Here is a 16182-nt window from a genome sequence, read left to right on the forward strand (position 1 = left end):
CGCGCCATGACCGTTCAAGCTCCCTCGCCCCGCCGCCGCCTGCGCTCCAGCGGCCTGGTCCTGACCGGCCTGATGGCCGGCACGGCGATCTCGGTCAGCGCCTGCGACGATCCCGGCACGGCCACCCAGTGGGACGACCCGCCGGCCGCCTCCAGCGAGGTCGACGCCAAGACCTACGCCTCGCTCGACGACTGCAAGAAGTCCGGCGACATGACCGCCGAGCAGTGCGACACGGCCTACGCCCAGGCCCAGAAGGACAGCGCCGCCAACGCCCCCAAGTTCAGCGACCAGCAGACCTGCGAGGAGCGCTACGGCGTCTCCCAGTGCGTGCCGCGCAGCGACAGCAACGGCGGCAGCTTCTTCACCCCCCTGCTGACCGGCTTCATCGTCGGCCAGGCGCTGAACAACATGGGCGGCCGCTACTACGGCGCGCCGATGTACCGCGACCGCGAGGGGACCTATTACGGCGGCTCGGGCTATCCGCTGTCGCGCGACTATGTCACCGGCCGCACCCGTGTGCGCACCGACAGCTTCAACGCCCCGGAGATGCGCGCCCCGACCCGGGTCCAGAGCCGCAGCGCGGTGATCTCGCGCGGCGGCTTCGGCGGCGGCGGCCGTTCGTTTGGCGGGTAGCCTCCGGATTCCGCGGGTCCCGCCAAGGCCCAGGACCCGCGGAGCCGAAAGGGAAACAGACTGTAAACCATTGTAAATTTGGCCATACAGCCGGGAGCCGAGGGGGCGTCTGCACGGTACGCTTGCCAATGCGGATGGTCGCCTTGATCCTTCCCCCCGGACAGCGCCCCGCCGCCGCGCGCCCCGCGCCCACCCCCGCGGGGCGCGCGAGTTACCTTGGTTGTAAGTGAGCCTATGAAAGTCGCCCTGCTCGACGACGACGACAGCCACAACGCGCTGGTCGCCGCCCTTCTGGGGCCGGCGGGCTATGACTGCACCAGCTTCACCCGCCCCGAGCGCTTGCTGGCCGAACTGCGCCGCCAGACCTTCGACCTGCTGATCCTCGACTGGAACATGCCCGAGCTCAGCGGCATCGAGACCCTGCGCCGGGTCGGCGAGCTGCTGAGCCCGTCGCCGCCGGTGCTGCTGCTGACCAGCCGCTCGGTCGAGGCCGACCTGGTCGAGGGGCTGAACGCCGGGGCCGACGACTACATCGTCAAGCCGCTGCAGCCGCAGGTGTTGTTGGCCCGGGTCAACGCCCTGGCCCGGCGGGCCTATCGCCCGGCCGCCATCCCCCAGGTCGAGCAGCACGGCCCCTACCGCCTGGATCCCGGCGCCCAGACCGTCAGCTGGGGCGACACCGTCGAGACCCTGACGCCCAAGGAATTCCAGCTGGCCGCCCTGCTGTTCAACAACCTGGCCCGGCCGCTGTCGCGCGAGTACCTGCTGCGCCGGGTCTGGGGCCAGCGGCCCGACCTGGAGACCCGCACCCTGGACGCCCACGTCTCGCGTCTAAGATCGAAGCTTCACCTGCGCCCGGCGAACGGCTTTAGACTGACGACGGTCTATGGGTTCGGCTACCGGCTGGAAGTCTGCGAGCCCGAGGCCGCCACAGACCTTGGGGCCGCGTCCGGAGCCGCTGAATGATCCTTCGACCGTCGCTGTACGCCCTGGCCGCCGTCCTGGCCCTGGCGTCCGGCCCCGCCCTGTGCGCGCCGCGGGCCGCCGCAAGGCCGGCCAAGCCCGCCGCCGCTCCGGCCGACCCGCCGGTCCGCTACGTCGTCCGGCGCGGCGACACCCTGTTCGACCTGGGCCGCGCCTATCTGCGCAAGGCCAACGACTACCGCCATGTGCAGCGCGCCAACCAGATCAGCCGGCCGCGCGCCATGCCGGTGGGCAAGACCCTGACCATCCAGGCCGACCTGCTCAAGACCCAGCCGATAGACGCCCGGCTCAGCGCCTTCAGCGGCAAGGTCGAGATCGAGACCGACGGCCGGCGCGTTCCCGCCGAGAAGGGCATGACGCTCCGGGAAGGCCAGCGGGTGATTACCGGTCCGGGCGCCTTCGCCACGTTCGAGATGGAGGACGCGTCCCGCGTCACCCTGCCCTCCAACACCGCCATGCGCGTGGTGCGGCTGCGCAACGTGGTGCTGACCAACGCCCCGCAGCGGGTGTTCAGGCTGGACGAGGGCCGCAGCGCGATCCAGGCCACGCCCGACCCCAATCCCAACGCCCGCTTCGAGGTGCGCACCCCGGTGTCGATCTCGGCGGTGCGCGGCACCGAGTTCCGGGTGGCCGCGACGGAGGGGCGGGCCCAGACCGAGGTCCTGAAGGGCGCGGTCGGCGTGGGTCCTGGCGAGGCGCCGCCGCTGGGCCCGCCCGTTCCGGCCGGCTTCGGCGTCACGGTAACGCCCGGCGGGGCCGGGGTCGGCGCGCCGGTCGCCCTGCTGCCCGCCCCGACGCTGAACGCGGCCGACCAGAACCAGACCGACCGCACCGTGCACTTCGCCGTGCATCCCCAGGCCGGCGCCGCGGGCTACCGGCTGCTGCTGTCGCGCGACGCGGGCTTCGTCGACCTGTTCGCCGAGGCGACCCAGGCTGAAGCCGCCGCCGACTTCGGACCGCTGGAGGACGGCGTCTATTTCGTCCGCGTCACCGCCCTGGATCCGGCCGGCCTGGAGGGCGCGCCCGCCGACTACAGCTTCGACCGCGACCTGGACGTGCTGGAGGCGGGCGCTCCGCCCGTCGCCGAGGCCAGCGGCAAGCATCGCAACTTCCTGTTCCGCTGGAGCGCGGCGGGCGGCGGCGTGCGCAGTTTCCGTTTCCAACTGTTCGCCGGGGCGCGGCCGGCCGCGCCGATCATCGACCAGCCGGGCCTGGTCGAGCCGCAGCTGACCCTGACCGACCTGCCGCCGGGGCTCTACAGTTGGCGGGTCAGCGCCACGCGAGTGAAGAACGGCGTGGTCACCGAGAAGGTCGCGCCGCTGCAATCGCTGACGATCGGACGCTAGGCCTTGACCGCCTTTCCCAGCCTGTCGCGCCTGGCGCCCTTTCGGCGGCTGAGGCCCCGGCCGCCGCGATCGCCGCGACGGCGCCTGCTGCGCTGGCTGGTGGTCGCCGCCCTGACCGGCTTGGCCCTGGCCGGCCTGACCGTCAGTTCGCTGACCACGCGGCTGGACAACATCCTCTACGACCGGCTGGTGCGCGCCTCCGAGCGTCCCGTCGATCCGTCGATCCTGATCGTCGGTGTCGACGAACGCAGCCTGCGCGAGCTGGGCGCCTGGCCGTGGAACCGCGCGCGCCACGCCCAGATGATCGACCGGCTCACCCAGGCCGGGGCCAAGGCGATCGTCTATGACGTGCTGTTCAGCCAACCGTCCCAGGACCCCGCCGCCGACGACGCCCTGGCCGCCGCGGTCGCCCGTTCGGGCAAGGTCTACCTGCCGCAGTTCCTGGAACCGCCGGCGCAGGACGGCGCGCCGCCGACCCTTGTCGCGCCCATGCCGGCCATCGCCGGCGGCGCCGCGGCGGTCGGCCTGGTCCACGTGCGGTTCGACCGCGACGGCCTGGTGCGCCGCATGGCCCCGTTCGAGGCCAACGGACCCGACCTCGCGCCTGACCTGATGACCGTGGTCCACCGCGCCACCAAGCCGTTCGACGCGCCCGACGCCACGCGCGGCGACGCCCCGACCCTGCTGATCCCGTTCGCGGGGCCGCCGGACCGCTATCGCCAGATTGCCTTCTCCAGCGTGCTGGCCGGCGAGGCGCCGCGCGAGATGATCGCGGGCCGGACGGTGTTCGTCGGCCTGACCGCGCCGGGCCTGGGGCCGGCCTTCCCGACGCCGGTCACGCCCGACGCCGCCAGCATGACCGGCGTGCAGTTGCAGGCCAGCGTGCTGGACGGGCTGCGCAGCGGGATGATGATCAAGCCGGCCGGCCTGGGCGTACGCCTGGTCTTCGCCCTCGGCCTGCTGTGGTTGCTGCTGGCCGGGCTGCTGGTGCTGCCGCCCCGGACCAGCCTGCTGCTGCTAGTCGTGCTGCTGGCCGTCGCGGTCGCAACCAGCGCCGCCCTGTTCTCAAGCGCCCACCTGTGGCTGTCGCCGGCGGCCCCGATCCTCGGTATGGGCCTGGTCTCGCTGGTCTGGGGCTGGGGCCGGCTGGGGCGGGTCAATGATGTGCTGGGCCATCAACTGGACCGCCTGCGCGCCGTGACGCCCGCCGACGCCGTTCACGCCGAGGCCGAGTTCGAAAGCGACCTCGTCGCCCGCCAGGCCCTCAGCCTCGGGGCGGCCGTCACGCGGATCGACGACCTGCGGCGGTTCTCGGCCGACGCCCTGTTCAGCCTGCCCGACGCCACCCTGGTGGCCGACGCCGCGCGCCGGGTGATCGCCGCCAACGCCGCCGCTCGGGCGCTGCTGGCCGACCGCGCCCAGGTGCTGGAGGGCGGCGGCCTGGCCGATGTCCTCAACGCCCTGGAGCCCCTGGGCCGCACCTTTCCGGCCAGCTGGCCGGCCGAGGGCGACAGCGGTCATCCGATCGACCTGCACCTGGCCGACGGCCGCGCCTTCCAGATCCAGACCGTGTTCCGGCGCGACGAGGCGGGGGATGGGGCGGGCTGGATCGTGCGCCTGGCCGACATCACGCCCCTGACCGCCGCCATGCGCCAGCGCGAGCAGGCGCTGCAGCTGCTGACCCACGACATGCGCTCGCCGCAGACCTCGATCCTGGCCCTGCTGGCGACGACGCCCGGCCTGCCGTCCGAGACGTCCGAGCGCCTGGCCGCCTATGCCCGCCGCACCCTGGCCCTGGCTGACGGCTTCGTGCAGTTGGCCCGGGCCGAGGTCACCCAGACGGCGATGGAGCCGGTCGATCTGTGCGACGTGGCGGTCGAGGCGATCGACGAGCTGTGGCCCCAGTGCCGCCAGCGCCATATCGAGATCCGCCAGGAGGGCTGCGACGGTCCGATGATGGCGCTCGGCGACCGCGGCGTGCTGGCCCGCGCCCTGGTCAACCTGATCGGCAACGCGGTGAAGTACGGCCCCGACGGTTCGACCATCGTGGTGCGCGCGGCCACGGTGCTGGACGGCGGCCGCACCTATGTCGACCTGTCGATCACCGACCAGGGGCCGGGCCTGACCGTCGAGGAGGCCGCCCTGGCCTTCCGTCCCTTCCAGCGCTTCGACCGGCCGGGCGCCGAAGCCGCCGGCGGCGCGGGGCTGGGCCTGGCCTTCGTCCAGGCCGCCGCCACCCGGCACGGCGGCGGGGTCAGCTGCCTCAGCACGCCCGGCGCCGGCGCGACGTTCACGCTGCGGCTGCCGGAGATGCCGGCCTAGGTCGAAGGATAAGCGGCTCCAAGATCCTCCCCCTGTGGGGGAGGTGTCGCCCAAAGGGCGACGGAGGGGGAGTGATCGGCCGATGGCCGGATCCCGGATCGGAGATCCTAAAACTCCCCCCACCGATCGCTCCGCGATCGCCTCCCCCACAGGGGGAGGACCGTTGAAGGGACACGCCCTCGCGCGTCGCGCTCTTTGTCCGGCGCGGCTGGCGGTGGGGGCGTGTCCCCTCCTCCCCTCCCTTAAGGCTTCACGAACTTGAGCACGAACTGGTCGGTCTTGCCGCGGATGGCGGGGTCGAAGACGCTGGCGGTGCGCGGGTCGGCAGGATTGCGCAGCAGCGGGCTCTCGGCGGCCAGCTTGAAGCCCGCGGCTTGGACCTCGGACTTCACGGCCTCGATGTCGATGCGGTGCAGGGTGTCGGGGGCCGACAGGCCTGAACCGTCGGCGGCGTAGTGGTCGACGACCAGGAACACCCCGCCCGGCTTCAACGACTTGAACACCTCGGCGTTGACCTTGGCGGCGGTGTCGACCGGGAAGGGCTTGAGGTGCAGGTCGTGGTAGTTCTGGACGGTGATCACCGCGTCCAGGCCGTCGGGCAGGTCCAGGCCGATCAGGCTGCCGTCCAGCGGCGTGACGTTCTTGTAGGCCGCCGCAACGGTCTTCAGATCCTCGCCGTACTTGGCCTGGAACTTGATGAACTCGGCCGGCTGGTAGGCGTAGACCGTCCCCGTCGGTCCCACCGCCGCCGACAGGATGCGGGTGAAATAGCCGCCGCCGATGATGAAGTCGGCCACCTTGCCGCCCGGCTTGATGTTGGCCAGGGCCAGCAGTTCGGCCGGGTGTCGGGCCGCGTCCCGGGCGGTGTCGGCCGCCGGGCGGGCCGGATCGGCCAGGGCCGCCGTCAGGTTGGCCGGAACCTGGGCGGCGCCGGGCGCGGCGGACATAGCCAGCGCGCAGGCGGCGACCAGGGCGGAAATCATGGACCGCGACATCGGGGGCTTCCTCAGCTGTGTTTCCCTTCGATAGCGCGCCCCGGCGTTCCAGTGAACATCGGTATTCGAGATGGGCGGCGTTTCGGGGGGAGAAGCTGGGGATAGCTTACTGGGCGGATGAGGATTCTCCTGAACCGCCGTCGGATTCGTCCTCATCCTGAGCTTGTCGAGGACGGGCGCTGTCCTACGCGTCGGCGGGTTTCAGCGCCGCCACCAGGCGGTCGGCCAGGTCGGCAGGGTCGTCGCCCGAGGTGCGGACCGTCGCCCAGGCGACGACCTTGCCGCTCGACAGGTCCAGCACCGCCAGGGCGGCCGTGCGGACCGGTCCCCGCCGCGACCAGGGGCGCAGCCGGGTCGGGGCGCTGCGCCACGGCGCGACGCCGACCTGCAGGCCGACGGCGGTGGAGATCCCGACCCCGGCCGGGGAGGTCCCGACGGTGACCTGCAGCCGATAGCGGGCCGGCAGGGCGCCCCCCTCCACCGCGCCGACGTCGCCGATCCGGCTGGCCACCCGGGCCCGGATCGCCTGGACCAGGGCCTGGTCGGCGTCGGAGGGCGCTGCTGACCCCGCTTCGGTGGCGACGGCCTGCCCCCGCAACACCGCCAGGTCGCCTTCGCGCGCCACCTGGGGCGGCGTGGCGCAGGCGCTCAGCAGCAGGCCCGCGACCAGGGTCGTCGACAACATACGCATGGAAAACCCCGACATCCTCGGCGTTCAGTCTAGCCGCGGACCACCTGCCCGACCAGCCATGACAGCCCCCAGAAGACCAGGCTCCACAGCGCCAGGCTCAGCAGGGCGGCGACCACCAGCAGACGCGGCCGCCGGATCGCGGCGTCCAGGCCGAGCCGATCGGCCATGATCCGCAGCGTCGGCTCCATCTTCAACGGGTCCCGGCGGTCGCCTGGCCGCGTAGCATGCCATAGGCGTGGTCCGTCAGGGCCCAGCGCCGGCTGTGCGGACCATAGGGCCGGTGCAGCAGGTTGGCGGCCTGCGGGTGACTGGCGTCCAGGCAATAGGCGGCGAAGGCCTCGTCCAGCTCGCGCCGCATCGCCTCGGACGGCCGATACACCCCTCGGCGCTTGGCGATATGGGCCACGACGAGGTCGCGATGGGCCGCCCCGCCCAGGTCCAGCAGCGCCTCGGCGATCTCGCCGACCAGCGGGTTAAGGATGGCGACCCCGCCCGCCGCCCGTTCCAGCCCCCGCCTTCCCGCCTCCGACCAGCCCATCGCTCCGATCCCCGCCTATTGCGGGACGGAGTTAAAGGCCATGCGCCTGAGATCGACCAGAGGTCGAATGCCGGTTTTTACAATACGTTACATTGACCAGCGACCGGGCGGGGCGCTGGACGATATCGCCGGAAGCGACGGCCGGAGCCCAAGGCTTCCCAAGGCGACGCGCTTGCCTCAGCCTGGGCCCTCGACCGCCGACGAAGGCGCGACGAAAGGAGGGTCCGGCGGAATGGCGGACGAGATCGATCTGGGCGCCTACGACTACGTTGTGGTGGGCGCCGGCTCGGCGGGCTGCGTGCTGGCCAACCGCCTGTCGGCCGATCCTTCGATCAAGGTCCTGGTGCTCGAGGCCGGCGGGCGCGACGACTGGATCTGGTTCCACATTCCCGTCGGCTATCTGTTCGCCATCGGCCATCCGCGCGCCGACTGGCTGTTGGAGACCGTCGGCCAGCCGGGGCTAGACGGCCGGGTCCTGGCCTATCCGCGCGGCAAGGTGATCGGCGGCTCCTCGTCGATCAACGCCATGATCTACATGCGCGGCCAGGCCCAGGACTATGACAATTGGCGACAGAAGGGACTCGTGGGCTGGGGATGGGCCGACGTCCTGCCGTTCTTCCTGCGCCACGAGGACCACATCGCCCCGAAGGGCGACCATCACCGCTCGGGCGGCGAATACCGCGTGGAACACCCCCGGGTGCGCTGGGACATCCTGGACGCGATCCGCCAGGCCGCGGCGCAGGCGGGGATTCCGCCGGTCGAGGATTTCAACGGCGGCGACAATTCGGGCTCCTCCTATTTCCAGGTCAACCAGCGGGCGGGCCGGCGATGGAGCACCGCCTCGGCCTTCCTCAAGCCGGTGCTGGCGCGGCGCAACCTGCGGCTGGAGACCAAGGTCGAGGTCCAGCGGATCGAACTGGACGGACGACGGGTGACGGGCCTGCGCGCCGTGCGCGGCGGCCAGGTCCTGACCGCCCGGGTCAGCGGCGAGCTGATCCTGGCGGCGGGCGCGATCGGCTCGCCGCTGATCCTGCAGCGCTCGGGGATCGGGGAACCGGAGGCCCTGCGGCGCGCCGGCGTCGCCGTGCGGCACGCCCTGCCGGGCGTCGGCGCCAACCTGCAGGACCACCTGCAGATCCGGCCGGTCTACCAGGTCTCCGGCGTGCGCACCCTCAACACCGATTACGCCAACCTGGCCCGGCGCGTGGGCATGGGGGTCGACTATGCGCTGCGGCGGTCCGGCCCCCTGACGATGGCGCCCTCGCAACTGGGAATGTTCTGCCGCTCGGACCCGAGCCGGGCCACGCCGAACCTGCAGTTCCACTTCCAGCCGCTGAGCCTGGACCGCTGGGGCGAGGGCCTGCACCGGTTCGGCGCCTTCACCGCCAGCGTCTGCAACCTGCGGCCCACCAGCCGGGGAAGCGTCGGCCTGTCGGGACCTGGCCTGACCGATCCGCCCCGGATCGATCCCAACTACCTGGACACCCAGGAGGATCGCGACGTCGCCGTCGCCTCATTGCGCTGGGCCCGCCGGATCGCCAGCCAGCCCGCCCTGGCCCGCTACGCGCCGCAGGAGTTCCGGCCCGGCGCGGCGATCGAGGCCGACGAGGACCTGCTGGGGGCGGCCAAGGCCCTGGCCACCACGATCTTCCATCCCGTCGGCACGGCGGCCATGGGCGCCGCCGACGACCCGCTGGCGGTGGTGGACGATCGCCTGAGGGTGCGCGGCCTCCACGGCCTGCGCGTGGTGGACGCCTCGGTGATGCCGGCCATCACCTCCGGCAACACCAACGCCCCCACGGTGATGATCGCCGAGAAGGGCGCGGCGATGATCCTGGAGGATCGGCGGTGATGATCCCTAGACATAGGGTCCCCACATGAAGGCGATCGTTCCGAAGACGCCGGTCGCCGTGAACGCCGAAGCGACCACGATCAGAGCCGCCGTCAACGCCTTGCGCAAGCCGTCACCGCTCCGCTCGGCCGCGCCGTACAGCTCCAGGAAGGCCAGCGGGATCAGGTAGCTGCCGAAGGTCAGGACGACGTCGGCGGGCCCCGACATGTCGTTCGTCATGCCCACCGGTCCTCGGTTGACGACGATCCATCCCATCAGGCCGACCCGCAGGAACCAGACCCCGCTGACCACCATGAAGGTGCGCATGGCCCAGCGCCGGTGCTGTTCGAACCTGCGCTTGATCGCATGCCGCCAGGCCAGGCCGGCGAAGATCAGGATCAGAAGGCCGTTGATCAGAATGGCGACGGCCGAGATCACCGAAAGGTAAGTCCCCCTGACGACCGCCAGCCAGACACCGCTAAGCGCCATTAAGATGGCGACGACCAGGAAGGTCCGCCCGGTCCAGCGATGCAGCTTGGGCCATTTGCGTCGCAGAGCGGGGATCATCTGCATCAGACCGCCGAGCGTCACGACCGAGGCCAGCAGGACGTGGGCGGCGAAGACGATGTTGCCCGCGTCGTCGCCCTTTATGTAGCCGTCGATCAGGGGCTTGTCGTTCCAGCGGGCGAAGTCGCCAGTCGCGGTGCGCACCCCGTAGAAGGCGAGGATGAAGCCGATGAAGGCGATCTGGCCGACGGCGGCGACGATGAACCAGAGGACGCCCGCCCAACGCAGGGCGGTCGCCCCAACGCTTGCCGGGATGGGTGACGAGGATGGGATCGACATGGCGCCTCCTGATGCGGCCTCAGGGCTGAGGTCGATGTCAGGGATGGCGGCGACGCGGGCGGCGGGTCTCGCCGATTTGGAATTCGGCTAGAGATATTTTGTCGACCACGCCCGCGCCGGTGGACAGGATCGGGTGTTGGGAGGCAGTTTCGTCGGAAGGGGAAGCGTATGCCATCGGCGACCACATCCGGCATTTCGATCGCTGCGACGGGGAAAGGCCTTCGACCGTGGCGGCCGCGCGGTCGGCTGCGAGTTCATGCGGTCATCGCGACAGTCTCGTTCGCCTGCTACATCCTCGGGCGCCTCCTCGAAGGCCGCGCCGCGACGGCTTTCTCCGTGATCGGCGTCGGAGCCTGCGGCTGGGCCTGGCTGGTGACCCGCGCCCTGTTCGATCCGGCCGAGCGCGATGCCCGATGGGCTCGCCTCGTCGGCCTGATCGTGGCGCTGAGCGGGGCCCTGTCGGTCCTGGCTCCGGCGGGCGGACTGATCGGGCGCGTGGCCGACAACGCCTATGCCCTCAGCGGCTCGACCGCGCTGCTGCTGACCTTCGTCGAACCCTTTCATCGCCATGGACGAGACCTGCCGGGCGCCGAAAAGGGGTTCCGGTTCGCCTTCGTCACGATCTACGCCGTCCTGGTGGCGGTCTCGGTCATGGGGCTGCGGGCCGTCGGCGAAGGGCCCGACGAGGCCCTGCGCGACGACCTGGCCAAGAGCGCCTGCGCCGTCGTGGGCCTCGCGGCCCTCCTGGTCGCGGTGCGGTTTCGACAGGGCCACCCGCTGGCCGCGCGGACCGCCGCGACGCCCCACCGCGCGCCGACCGAGGACGATGCGCGTCTGGCCGAACGCCTTCGACGTCTGTTGATCGACGAGGGCATCGACAGTCGGCCCGAGCTCAAGATCGGTGACATCGCCGCGCGGCTGGGCGAGCCCGAGCACCGGGTTTCCCAGTGCATCAGCACGGCGCTCGGTTTTCCGAACTTCAACCGCTGGATCAACCACCACCGGATCGCGCGGGCCAAACAGGTGCTCGCCGATCCGGACGAACGACGCTCAATCCTGGAGATCGCCTTCGCCTGCGGCTTCGCATCCCTCGGCCCGTTCAACCGCGCCTTCCGGGATGACGTAGGAACCACGCCGAGGGCCTATCGCTCAGCGACGCGGGCGACCTTAGGCGCGCCAGGCGATCAAGCGGCGAACCAAGACTAGCCGGCCACCGCGGAGGCGCGCTCCGCTCGGTCCTTGATGATCGCCAGCACGTTATCCTCCACGTCGCCCATCAGGAGTTCGCCCCACAGCTTGGCGTAAGGATTGACGTGGGTCTTGGCGACGTAGCGGGTCGTCAGGGTCAGTTCCGTCGTATCGGCGGAAACCGGGCGCAGGACGTAGTCGCCGGAGTCGATCTTCAGGAACGCGCCGTCCGGCGAGATGTGCTTGTCGGTGTAATCCTGGACCGTGCTGTTGGTGAAACTGAAGCGCCATCCCACCTTGCGCCCCGGCTCCCAGGCGACGATGCGTTCCTGGAAATTGACGTTGTCGCCCCAGTAGGCTGTCCGCACCGCGCCCACGCCGGCTCCCGCCATCACGGAGTCTCGCGGGCGCGGCATGCCGATGATGTTGTGCGTTATGGTCCAGCGCCCCTCGTCGGCGCCGATGTCGCGACTGGAGACGGCATAGGGCCAGATCTCCTCCGGGGCCGCCTTCACCAGGACGCTGCGGGTCAGCGTGACCGTCTCGTGCGGAATGGGCATCTGCGCCTCCACCATCGCCGCCACCAGCGGGATGATCAGAAAGCTGGACTCGAGGGCGCGACCTCGGCGCTCGCGCTGGGAGCGCATCGCAAAGGCCCCGGCCCAACCGCTGGCCAGCCAGACCGGCGACAGCATCACCAGGCAGATGACGCCCTCGTGCAGCACGAAGATCGAGGCCACGCAGACCATGGCGCAGAGCCCAGGAGGGACCAACCAGTAGAAGGTCGAGGAGCGGGTCCGATCAGGGTCGCCGATGTAACAGATCAGCGCGCATAGCACGGCGGGCAGCAGGGCCAGGAACCAGAGACTGGCGAACCAGACCGACCCGGAGCGCGAGGCCGACAAGAGCAGGAAGGCGCTGAGGGCGATGACGAGCGCCAACGCGAACCCGGACAGCACGCGGCGATTCAGGCGTCGCCGGGCGCCCGAGGCCTGCGGTGTTTGCTGTTTCGCATTCCCGTTCATTTTGATCGGTTCTTTCTGCAAGAAGAGAAATTGATCGGCAAATTTTTTGTCAGTCGCCGCGGTCCTTGCCGCCGACGAACTTCAGGAGACCGACGACCTTGGACCCCATGCGGATCAATCGCATCAGGGTATCGGGCGGAACGTCGAGCATCTGCTGATACCAACCGTCGACAGTATTCACGAAGGCATGCATGCGCTTCAGCCGCGCCTTGACCTCCGGACTGACGCCGGAGCCTTGCGCGTCGACCCCCGCCACGGCGTCGTTGATGGCCGCCACCATGGGGTCAATCTCACGCGCCTTGCGGCCCTGAGCGACCCTGGTGGCCATCTGCCAGAGATCGGTTTCGGCCTGATAGTGATCGCGTCGGTCTCCCAGCACCGGGACCCTGTGGATCAGTTTCCAGGCCTGCAATTCCTTGAGGCTGTTGGAGACGTTGGAGCGCGCCAGGCCAAGGGTCGTGGCGATATCCTCCGCCGTGAGCGGCTTGTCGCTCAGAAAGAGCAGGGCCTGGATCTGGGCCACCGAACGGTTCACCCCCCACTGCCCTCCAAGATCTCCCCAGCGGAGCACGATCTGCTCCACGGCAAGAGGAAGAGATCTGTCATTCGTTTCTGTCATGACAGAATTAGGTGACAGCTGGCGCCGAGAGTCAAGAGGCGCTGGTCGTCCAGACCTGCCACCTGTCGTGGCGGCTCAAAGGCTATCGGCGAACGCGCTGACTGTCCGTCGTCGCGATGCGATGGCTCAAACTAAAGATGGTTCACACTAAAAGGACGGTTCAGCGGCGAGCCGAACCGTCCTGAGGGGGAGAGACGCAGATCGGTCAGCCGGCCAGGGCCGCCTTGATGGCGTCCAGGCCGTTCTGGGCCTTGCTCGCGTCCGGGGCCCCGCCCTGCGCGAAGTCGGCCTTGCCGCCGGCGCCCTGGCCGCCCATGGCGATCACGGCGGCCTTGGCCAGGTCCGCGGCGCTGAAGCGGCCGACCAGGTCGGCGGTCACGGCGACGGTCACGGCGGCCTTGCCGTCGGTCGTGCCGACCAGGGCCACGACGCCCGAGGTCAGCTGCTTCTTGAACTCCTCGGCCACGCCGCGCAGCTCCTTGCCGCCGACGCCGTCCAGGACGCGGGCGATCAGGGCCGTACCGTTCACGTCTTCGGGACCCGACGCCGCGCCGCCCGAGCCGCCGCCCAGGGCCAGCTGCTTCTTGGCCTCGGCCAGCTGCTTTTCCAGGGCCTTGCGCTCGGCGACCAGGGCGTCGACGCGGGCCAGGACCTCGGCGACCGGGGTCTTGAACTGGTCGGCCAGGGCCTTGGCGACGCCGGCCTGGTCCAGCAGGAAGCGGCGGGCCGCCTCGCCGGTCAGGGCCTCGATGCGGCGCACGCCGGCGGCCACGCCCTGCTCGGAGACGATCTTGAACAGGGCGATGTCGCCGGTGCGGGCTACGTGGGTGCCGCCGCACAGCTCGACCGAATAGGCCTTGCCGGCCTCGGTCAGGGACTCGCCCAGGGTCAGCACCCGGACGCTGTCGCCGTACTTCTCGCCAAACAGCGCCACGGCGCCGGCCTCAATGGCCTCCTGCGGGGCCATTTCCTTGGTCTGGGCCGGGACGTTCTGGCGGATCACCGCATTGACCTCGGCCTCGATGCGCTCGATCTCGTCGGCCGTCAGCGGGCCGCCGTGGCTGAAGTCGAAGCGCATGCGGTCGCCGTCGACCATCTGGCCCTTCTGGGCGACGTGCGGGCCCAGCACATGGTGCAGGGCGGCGTGCACCAGGTGGGCGGCCGAGTGGTTGGCGCGGGTGGTGGTCCGCTTGGCGGCGTCCACCGAGGCCACGACCGGGTCGCCGACCTTCAGCGGGCCGGCCAGTTCGACGCGGTGGACGTGCAGGTCGCCGGCCTGCTTCTGGGTGTCGACCACGCGGCTTTCGACGCCGCCGGCCTCGATCACGCCGGTGTCGCCGGCCTGGCCGCCGCTCTCGGCGTAGAAGCTGGTGCGGTCCAGCAGGACGTCGACAGTCGCGCCGGCTTGCGCGGCCTCGACCTGAGCGCCGTCCAGCACGATGGCCTTGACGGTCCCGGTGGTCTCGGTGGTGTCGTAGCCGACGAAGCTGGTGGGGCCGTTGGCTTCGCGGATCGGGAACCAGGCCGCCGCCGCGCCCTGCTGGCCCGAGCCGGCCCAGTTGGCGCGGGCCATCTGGCGCTGGCGGTCCATGGCCACGTCGAAGCCGTCGGTGTCGACCGTGATGCCCTTGGCGCGCACGGCGTCCTGGGTCAGGTCCAGCGGGAAGCCATAGGTGTCGTAGAGCTTGAAGGCGGTCTCGCCGTCCAGCACGCCGCCGGCGGCCAGGTTGGCGGTGGCCTCGTCGAGAAGGCCCATGCCGCGGCCCAGGGTGACGCGGAAGCGCTCCTCCTCCTGGCGCAGGGTCTCGACGATCGAGGCCTCGGCGCGGCGCAGCTCGGGATAGGCCTGGCCCATCTCGGCCACCAGGGTCGGAGCCAGGCGGTGCATCAGGGGCTCTTGAGCGCCCAGCAGATAGGCGTGGCGCATGGCCCGGCGCATGATCCGGCGCAGGACGTAGCCGCGGCCTTCGTTCGAGGGGGTGACGCCGTCGGCCAGCAGGAACGAGGACGAGCGCAGGTGGTCGGCGATCACCCGGTGCGACGGAGCCTGGTCGCCTTGGGCCTTGACGCCGGTCAGCTCGACGCTGGCGGCGATCAGCGCCTTGAACAGGTCGATGTCGTAGTTGTCGTGCACGCCCTGCAGGACGGCGGCGACGCGTTCCAGGCCCATGCCGGTGTCAATCGACGGCTTGGGCAGCGAGACGCGCTCGCCCCCGGCCATCTGCTCGAACTGCATGAACACCAGGTTCCAGATCTCGATGAAGCGGTCGCCGTCTTCATCGGGGCTGCCGGGCGGGCCGCCGGCGATGCCTTCGCCGTGGTCGAAGAAGATTTCCGAGCATGGGCCGCAGGGGCCGGTGTCGCCCATCGACCAGAAATTGTCGTTGGTCGGGATGCGGATGATGCGGCTGTCGTCCAGCCCCGCGATCTTCTTCCAGAGGTCGGCGGCCTCGTCGTCGGTGTGGTAGACGGTGACCAGCAGCTTGTCCTTGGGCAGGGCGAAGTCGCGGGTCAGCAGCGTCCAGGCGTGGGTGATCGCCTGTTCCTTGAAGTAGTCGCCGAACGAGAAGTTGCCCAGCATCTCGAAGAAGGTGTGGTGACGGGCGGTGTAGCCGACATTGTCCAGGTCGTTGTGCTTGCCGCCGGCCCGGACGCACTTCTGCGACGAGGTCGCGCGCGGATGCGGCGGGCTCTCGGCGCCCGTGAACACGTTCTTGAACGGCACCATGCCGGCGTTGACGAACAGCAGGGTCGGATCGTTCTGCGGCACCAGCGGCGCCGACGGGACGATGGCGTGATCGGCCGCGCCGAAATAGTTCAGGAAGGTGCTGCGGATCTCGTTGAGGCTGGGCATCGGCGTCTCGGGTGTTCGTACTGGGTCCGGTCGAACCGGAGGTCGGGGCTGCATAGCGCGGTTTCAAGCGATGTGGAAATCGCCTTGGTGGTCACCGGGCGAGGAAGCGTGTTGGAGGCGCTGGGTCAGCCCCGTCGAAGACTGCGGTCGCGAAGCGGCGGGTCGGGGAAGTCGCGGGATCGTCGATCCGGATCATGGTCGTCGGCCGACCACGCCCCCCTCCGTCGGCTTCGCCGCCCCCTCCCCACAGGGGAAGGACTTGGGTGGCCGGCTCCGCAGCCCCCTCCGCCCCTGCGGGCCGCCTCCCCCA

The 16182-nt window shown here is 70.5% G+C and carries 14 protein-coding genes; 6 read left to right on the forward strand and 8 right to left on the reverse strand.

Annotated features, from left to right (window positions below; translation table 11 throughout):
- Positions 1 to 6: 6 nt before the first annotated feature.
- The 4 genes from G3M57_RS20320 to G3M57_RS20335 all read left to right on the forward strand — a co-directional run bounded on the left by G3M57_RS20320 (position 7) and on the right by G3M57_RS20335 (position 5285).
- On the forward strand, positions 7 to 633 hold the full coding sequence (locus G3M57_RS20320) for a DUF1190 domain-containing protein (RefSeq protein ID WP_056761380.1): 627 nt from the start codon (positions 7 to 9) through the stop codon (positions 631 to 633).
- Positions 634 to 867: 234 nt separating this feature from the next.
- On the forward strand, positions 868 to 1599 hold the full coding sequence (locus G3M57_RS20325) for a response regulator transcription factor (RefSeq protein ID WP_056761376.1): 732 nt from the start codon (positions 868 to 870) through the stop codon (positions 1597 to 1599).
- Positions 1596 to 2963: a FecR family protein gene (locus G3M57_RS20330; protein ID WP_163232647.1), complete on the forward strand. Its 1368-nt coding sequence runs from the start codon at positions 1596 to 1598 to the stop codon at positions 2961 to 2963. Before G3M57_RS20325 ends, G3M57_RS20330 begins: the two co-directional genes overlap by 4 nt.
- Positions 2964 to 2966: 3 nt before the next feature.
- Positions 2967 to 5285 carry a CHASE2 domain-containing protein gene (locus G3M57_RS20335; protein ID WP_230983968.1) on the forward strand — a complete coding sequence of 773 codons (2319 nt, stop codon included), beginning with the start codon at positions 2967 to 2969 and terminating at the stop codon, positions 5283 to 5285.
- 242 nt (positions 5286 to 5527) lie between these two features.
- Here the strand turns inward: G3M57_RS20335 and G3M57_RS20340 are convergent, their stop codons facing one another.
- From G3M57_RS20340 to G3M57_RS20355, 4 genes are all read right to left on the reverse strand, one after another.
- Positions 5528 to 6280 carry a class I SAM-dependent methyltransferase gene (locus G3M57_RS20340; protein ID WP_163232649.1) on the reverse strand — a complete coding sequence of 251 codons (753 nt, stop codon included), beginning with the start codon at positions 6278 to 6280 and terminating at the stop codon, positions 5528 to 5530.
- Between the two features lie 184 nt (positions 6281 to 6464).
- Entirely contained in the window at positions 6465 to 6971 is a 507-nt protein-coding gene (locus tag G3M57_RS20345; protein ID WP_156402377.1) for a hypothetical protein, read from the reverse strand.
- Between the two features lie 29 nt (positions 6972 to 7000).
- Positions 7001 to 7159, reverse strand: coding sequence for a hypothetical protein (locus tag G3M57_RS20350; protein WP_156402376.1), 159 nt, complete (start codon positions 7157 to 7159; stop codon positions 7001 to 7003).
- 2 nt (positions 7160 to 7161) lie between these two features.
- The gene (locus tag G3M57_RS20355; protein ID WP_163232651.1) at positions 7162 to 7509 is read right to left on the reverse strand and encodes a hypothetical protein; all 348 of its coding nucleotides are present in this window, start codon (positions 7507 to 7509) and stop codon (positions 7162 to 7164) included.
- 232 nt (positions 7510 to 7741) lie between these two features.
- Here G3M57_RS20355 and G3M57_RS20360 point away from each other — a divergent pair, with 232 nt between their 5' ends.
- Positions 7742 to 9361, forward strand: coding sequence for a GMC family oxidoreductase (locus tag G3M57_RS20360; RefSeq protein ID WP_163232653.1), 1620 nt, complete (start codon positions 7742 to 7744; stop codon positions 9359 to 9361).
- A gap of 6 nt (positions 9362 to 9367) precedes the next feature.
- Here the strand turns inward: G3M57_RS20360 and G3M57_RS20365 are convergent, their stop codons facing one another.
- Complete coding sequence (locus G3M57_RS20365; protein ID WP_163232655.1) at positions 9368 to 10186, reverse strand: DUF2306 domain-containing protein; 819 nt, start codon at positions 10184 to 10186, stop codon at positions 9368 to 9370.
- A gap of 336 nt (positions 10187 to 10522) precedes the next feature.
- Here G3M57_RS20365 and G3M57_RS20370 point away from each other — a divergent pair, with 336 nt between their 5' ends.
- Positions 10523 to 11392: a helix-turn-helix domain-containing protein gene (locus G3M57_RS20370; RefSeq protein ID WP_163232657.1), complete on the forward strand. Its 870-nt coding sequence runs from the start codon at positions 10523 to 10525 to the stop codon at positions 11390 to 11392.
- On the opposite strand, the gene G3M57_RS20375 is transcribed toward G3M57_RS20370, so the two are convergent.
- From G3M57_RS20375 to alaS, 3 genes are all read right to left on the reverse strand, one after another.
- Positions 11389 to 12333, reverse strand: coding sequence for an SRPBCC family protein (locus G3M57_RS20375; protein ID WP_208789632.1), 945 nt, complete (start codon positions 12331 to 12333; stop codon positions 11389 to 11391). The genes G3M57_RS20370 and G3M57_RS20375 overlap by 4 nt on opposite strands.
- A gap of 115 nt (positions 12334 to 12448) precedes the next feature.
- Positions 12449 to 12934 (reverse strand): GbsR/MarR family transcriptional regulator, encoded by a 486-nt coding sequence (locus G3M57_RS20380; RefSeq protein ID WP_208789633.1) that lies wholly within the window; start codon positions 12932 to 12934, stop codon positions 12449 to 12451.
- A gap of 289 nt (positions 12935 to 13223) precedes the next feature.
- Entirely contained in the window at positions 13224 to 15872 is a 2649-nt protein-coding gene (gene alaS, locus G3M57_RS20385) for an alanine--tRNA ligase (RefSeq protein ID WP_163232661.1), read from the reverse strand.
- Positions 15873 to 16182: the final 310 nt, after the last annotated feature.

This window comes from Caulobacter rhizosphaerae (assembly GCF_010977555.1).
GTDB lineage: Bacteria > Pseudomonadota > Alphaproteobacteria > Caulobacterales > Caulobacteraceae > Caulobacter > Caulobacter rhizosphaerae.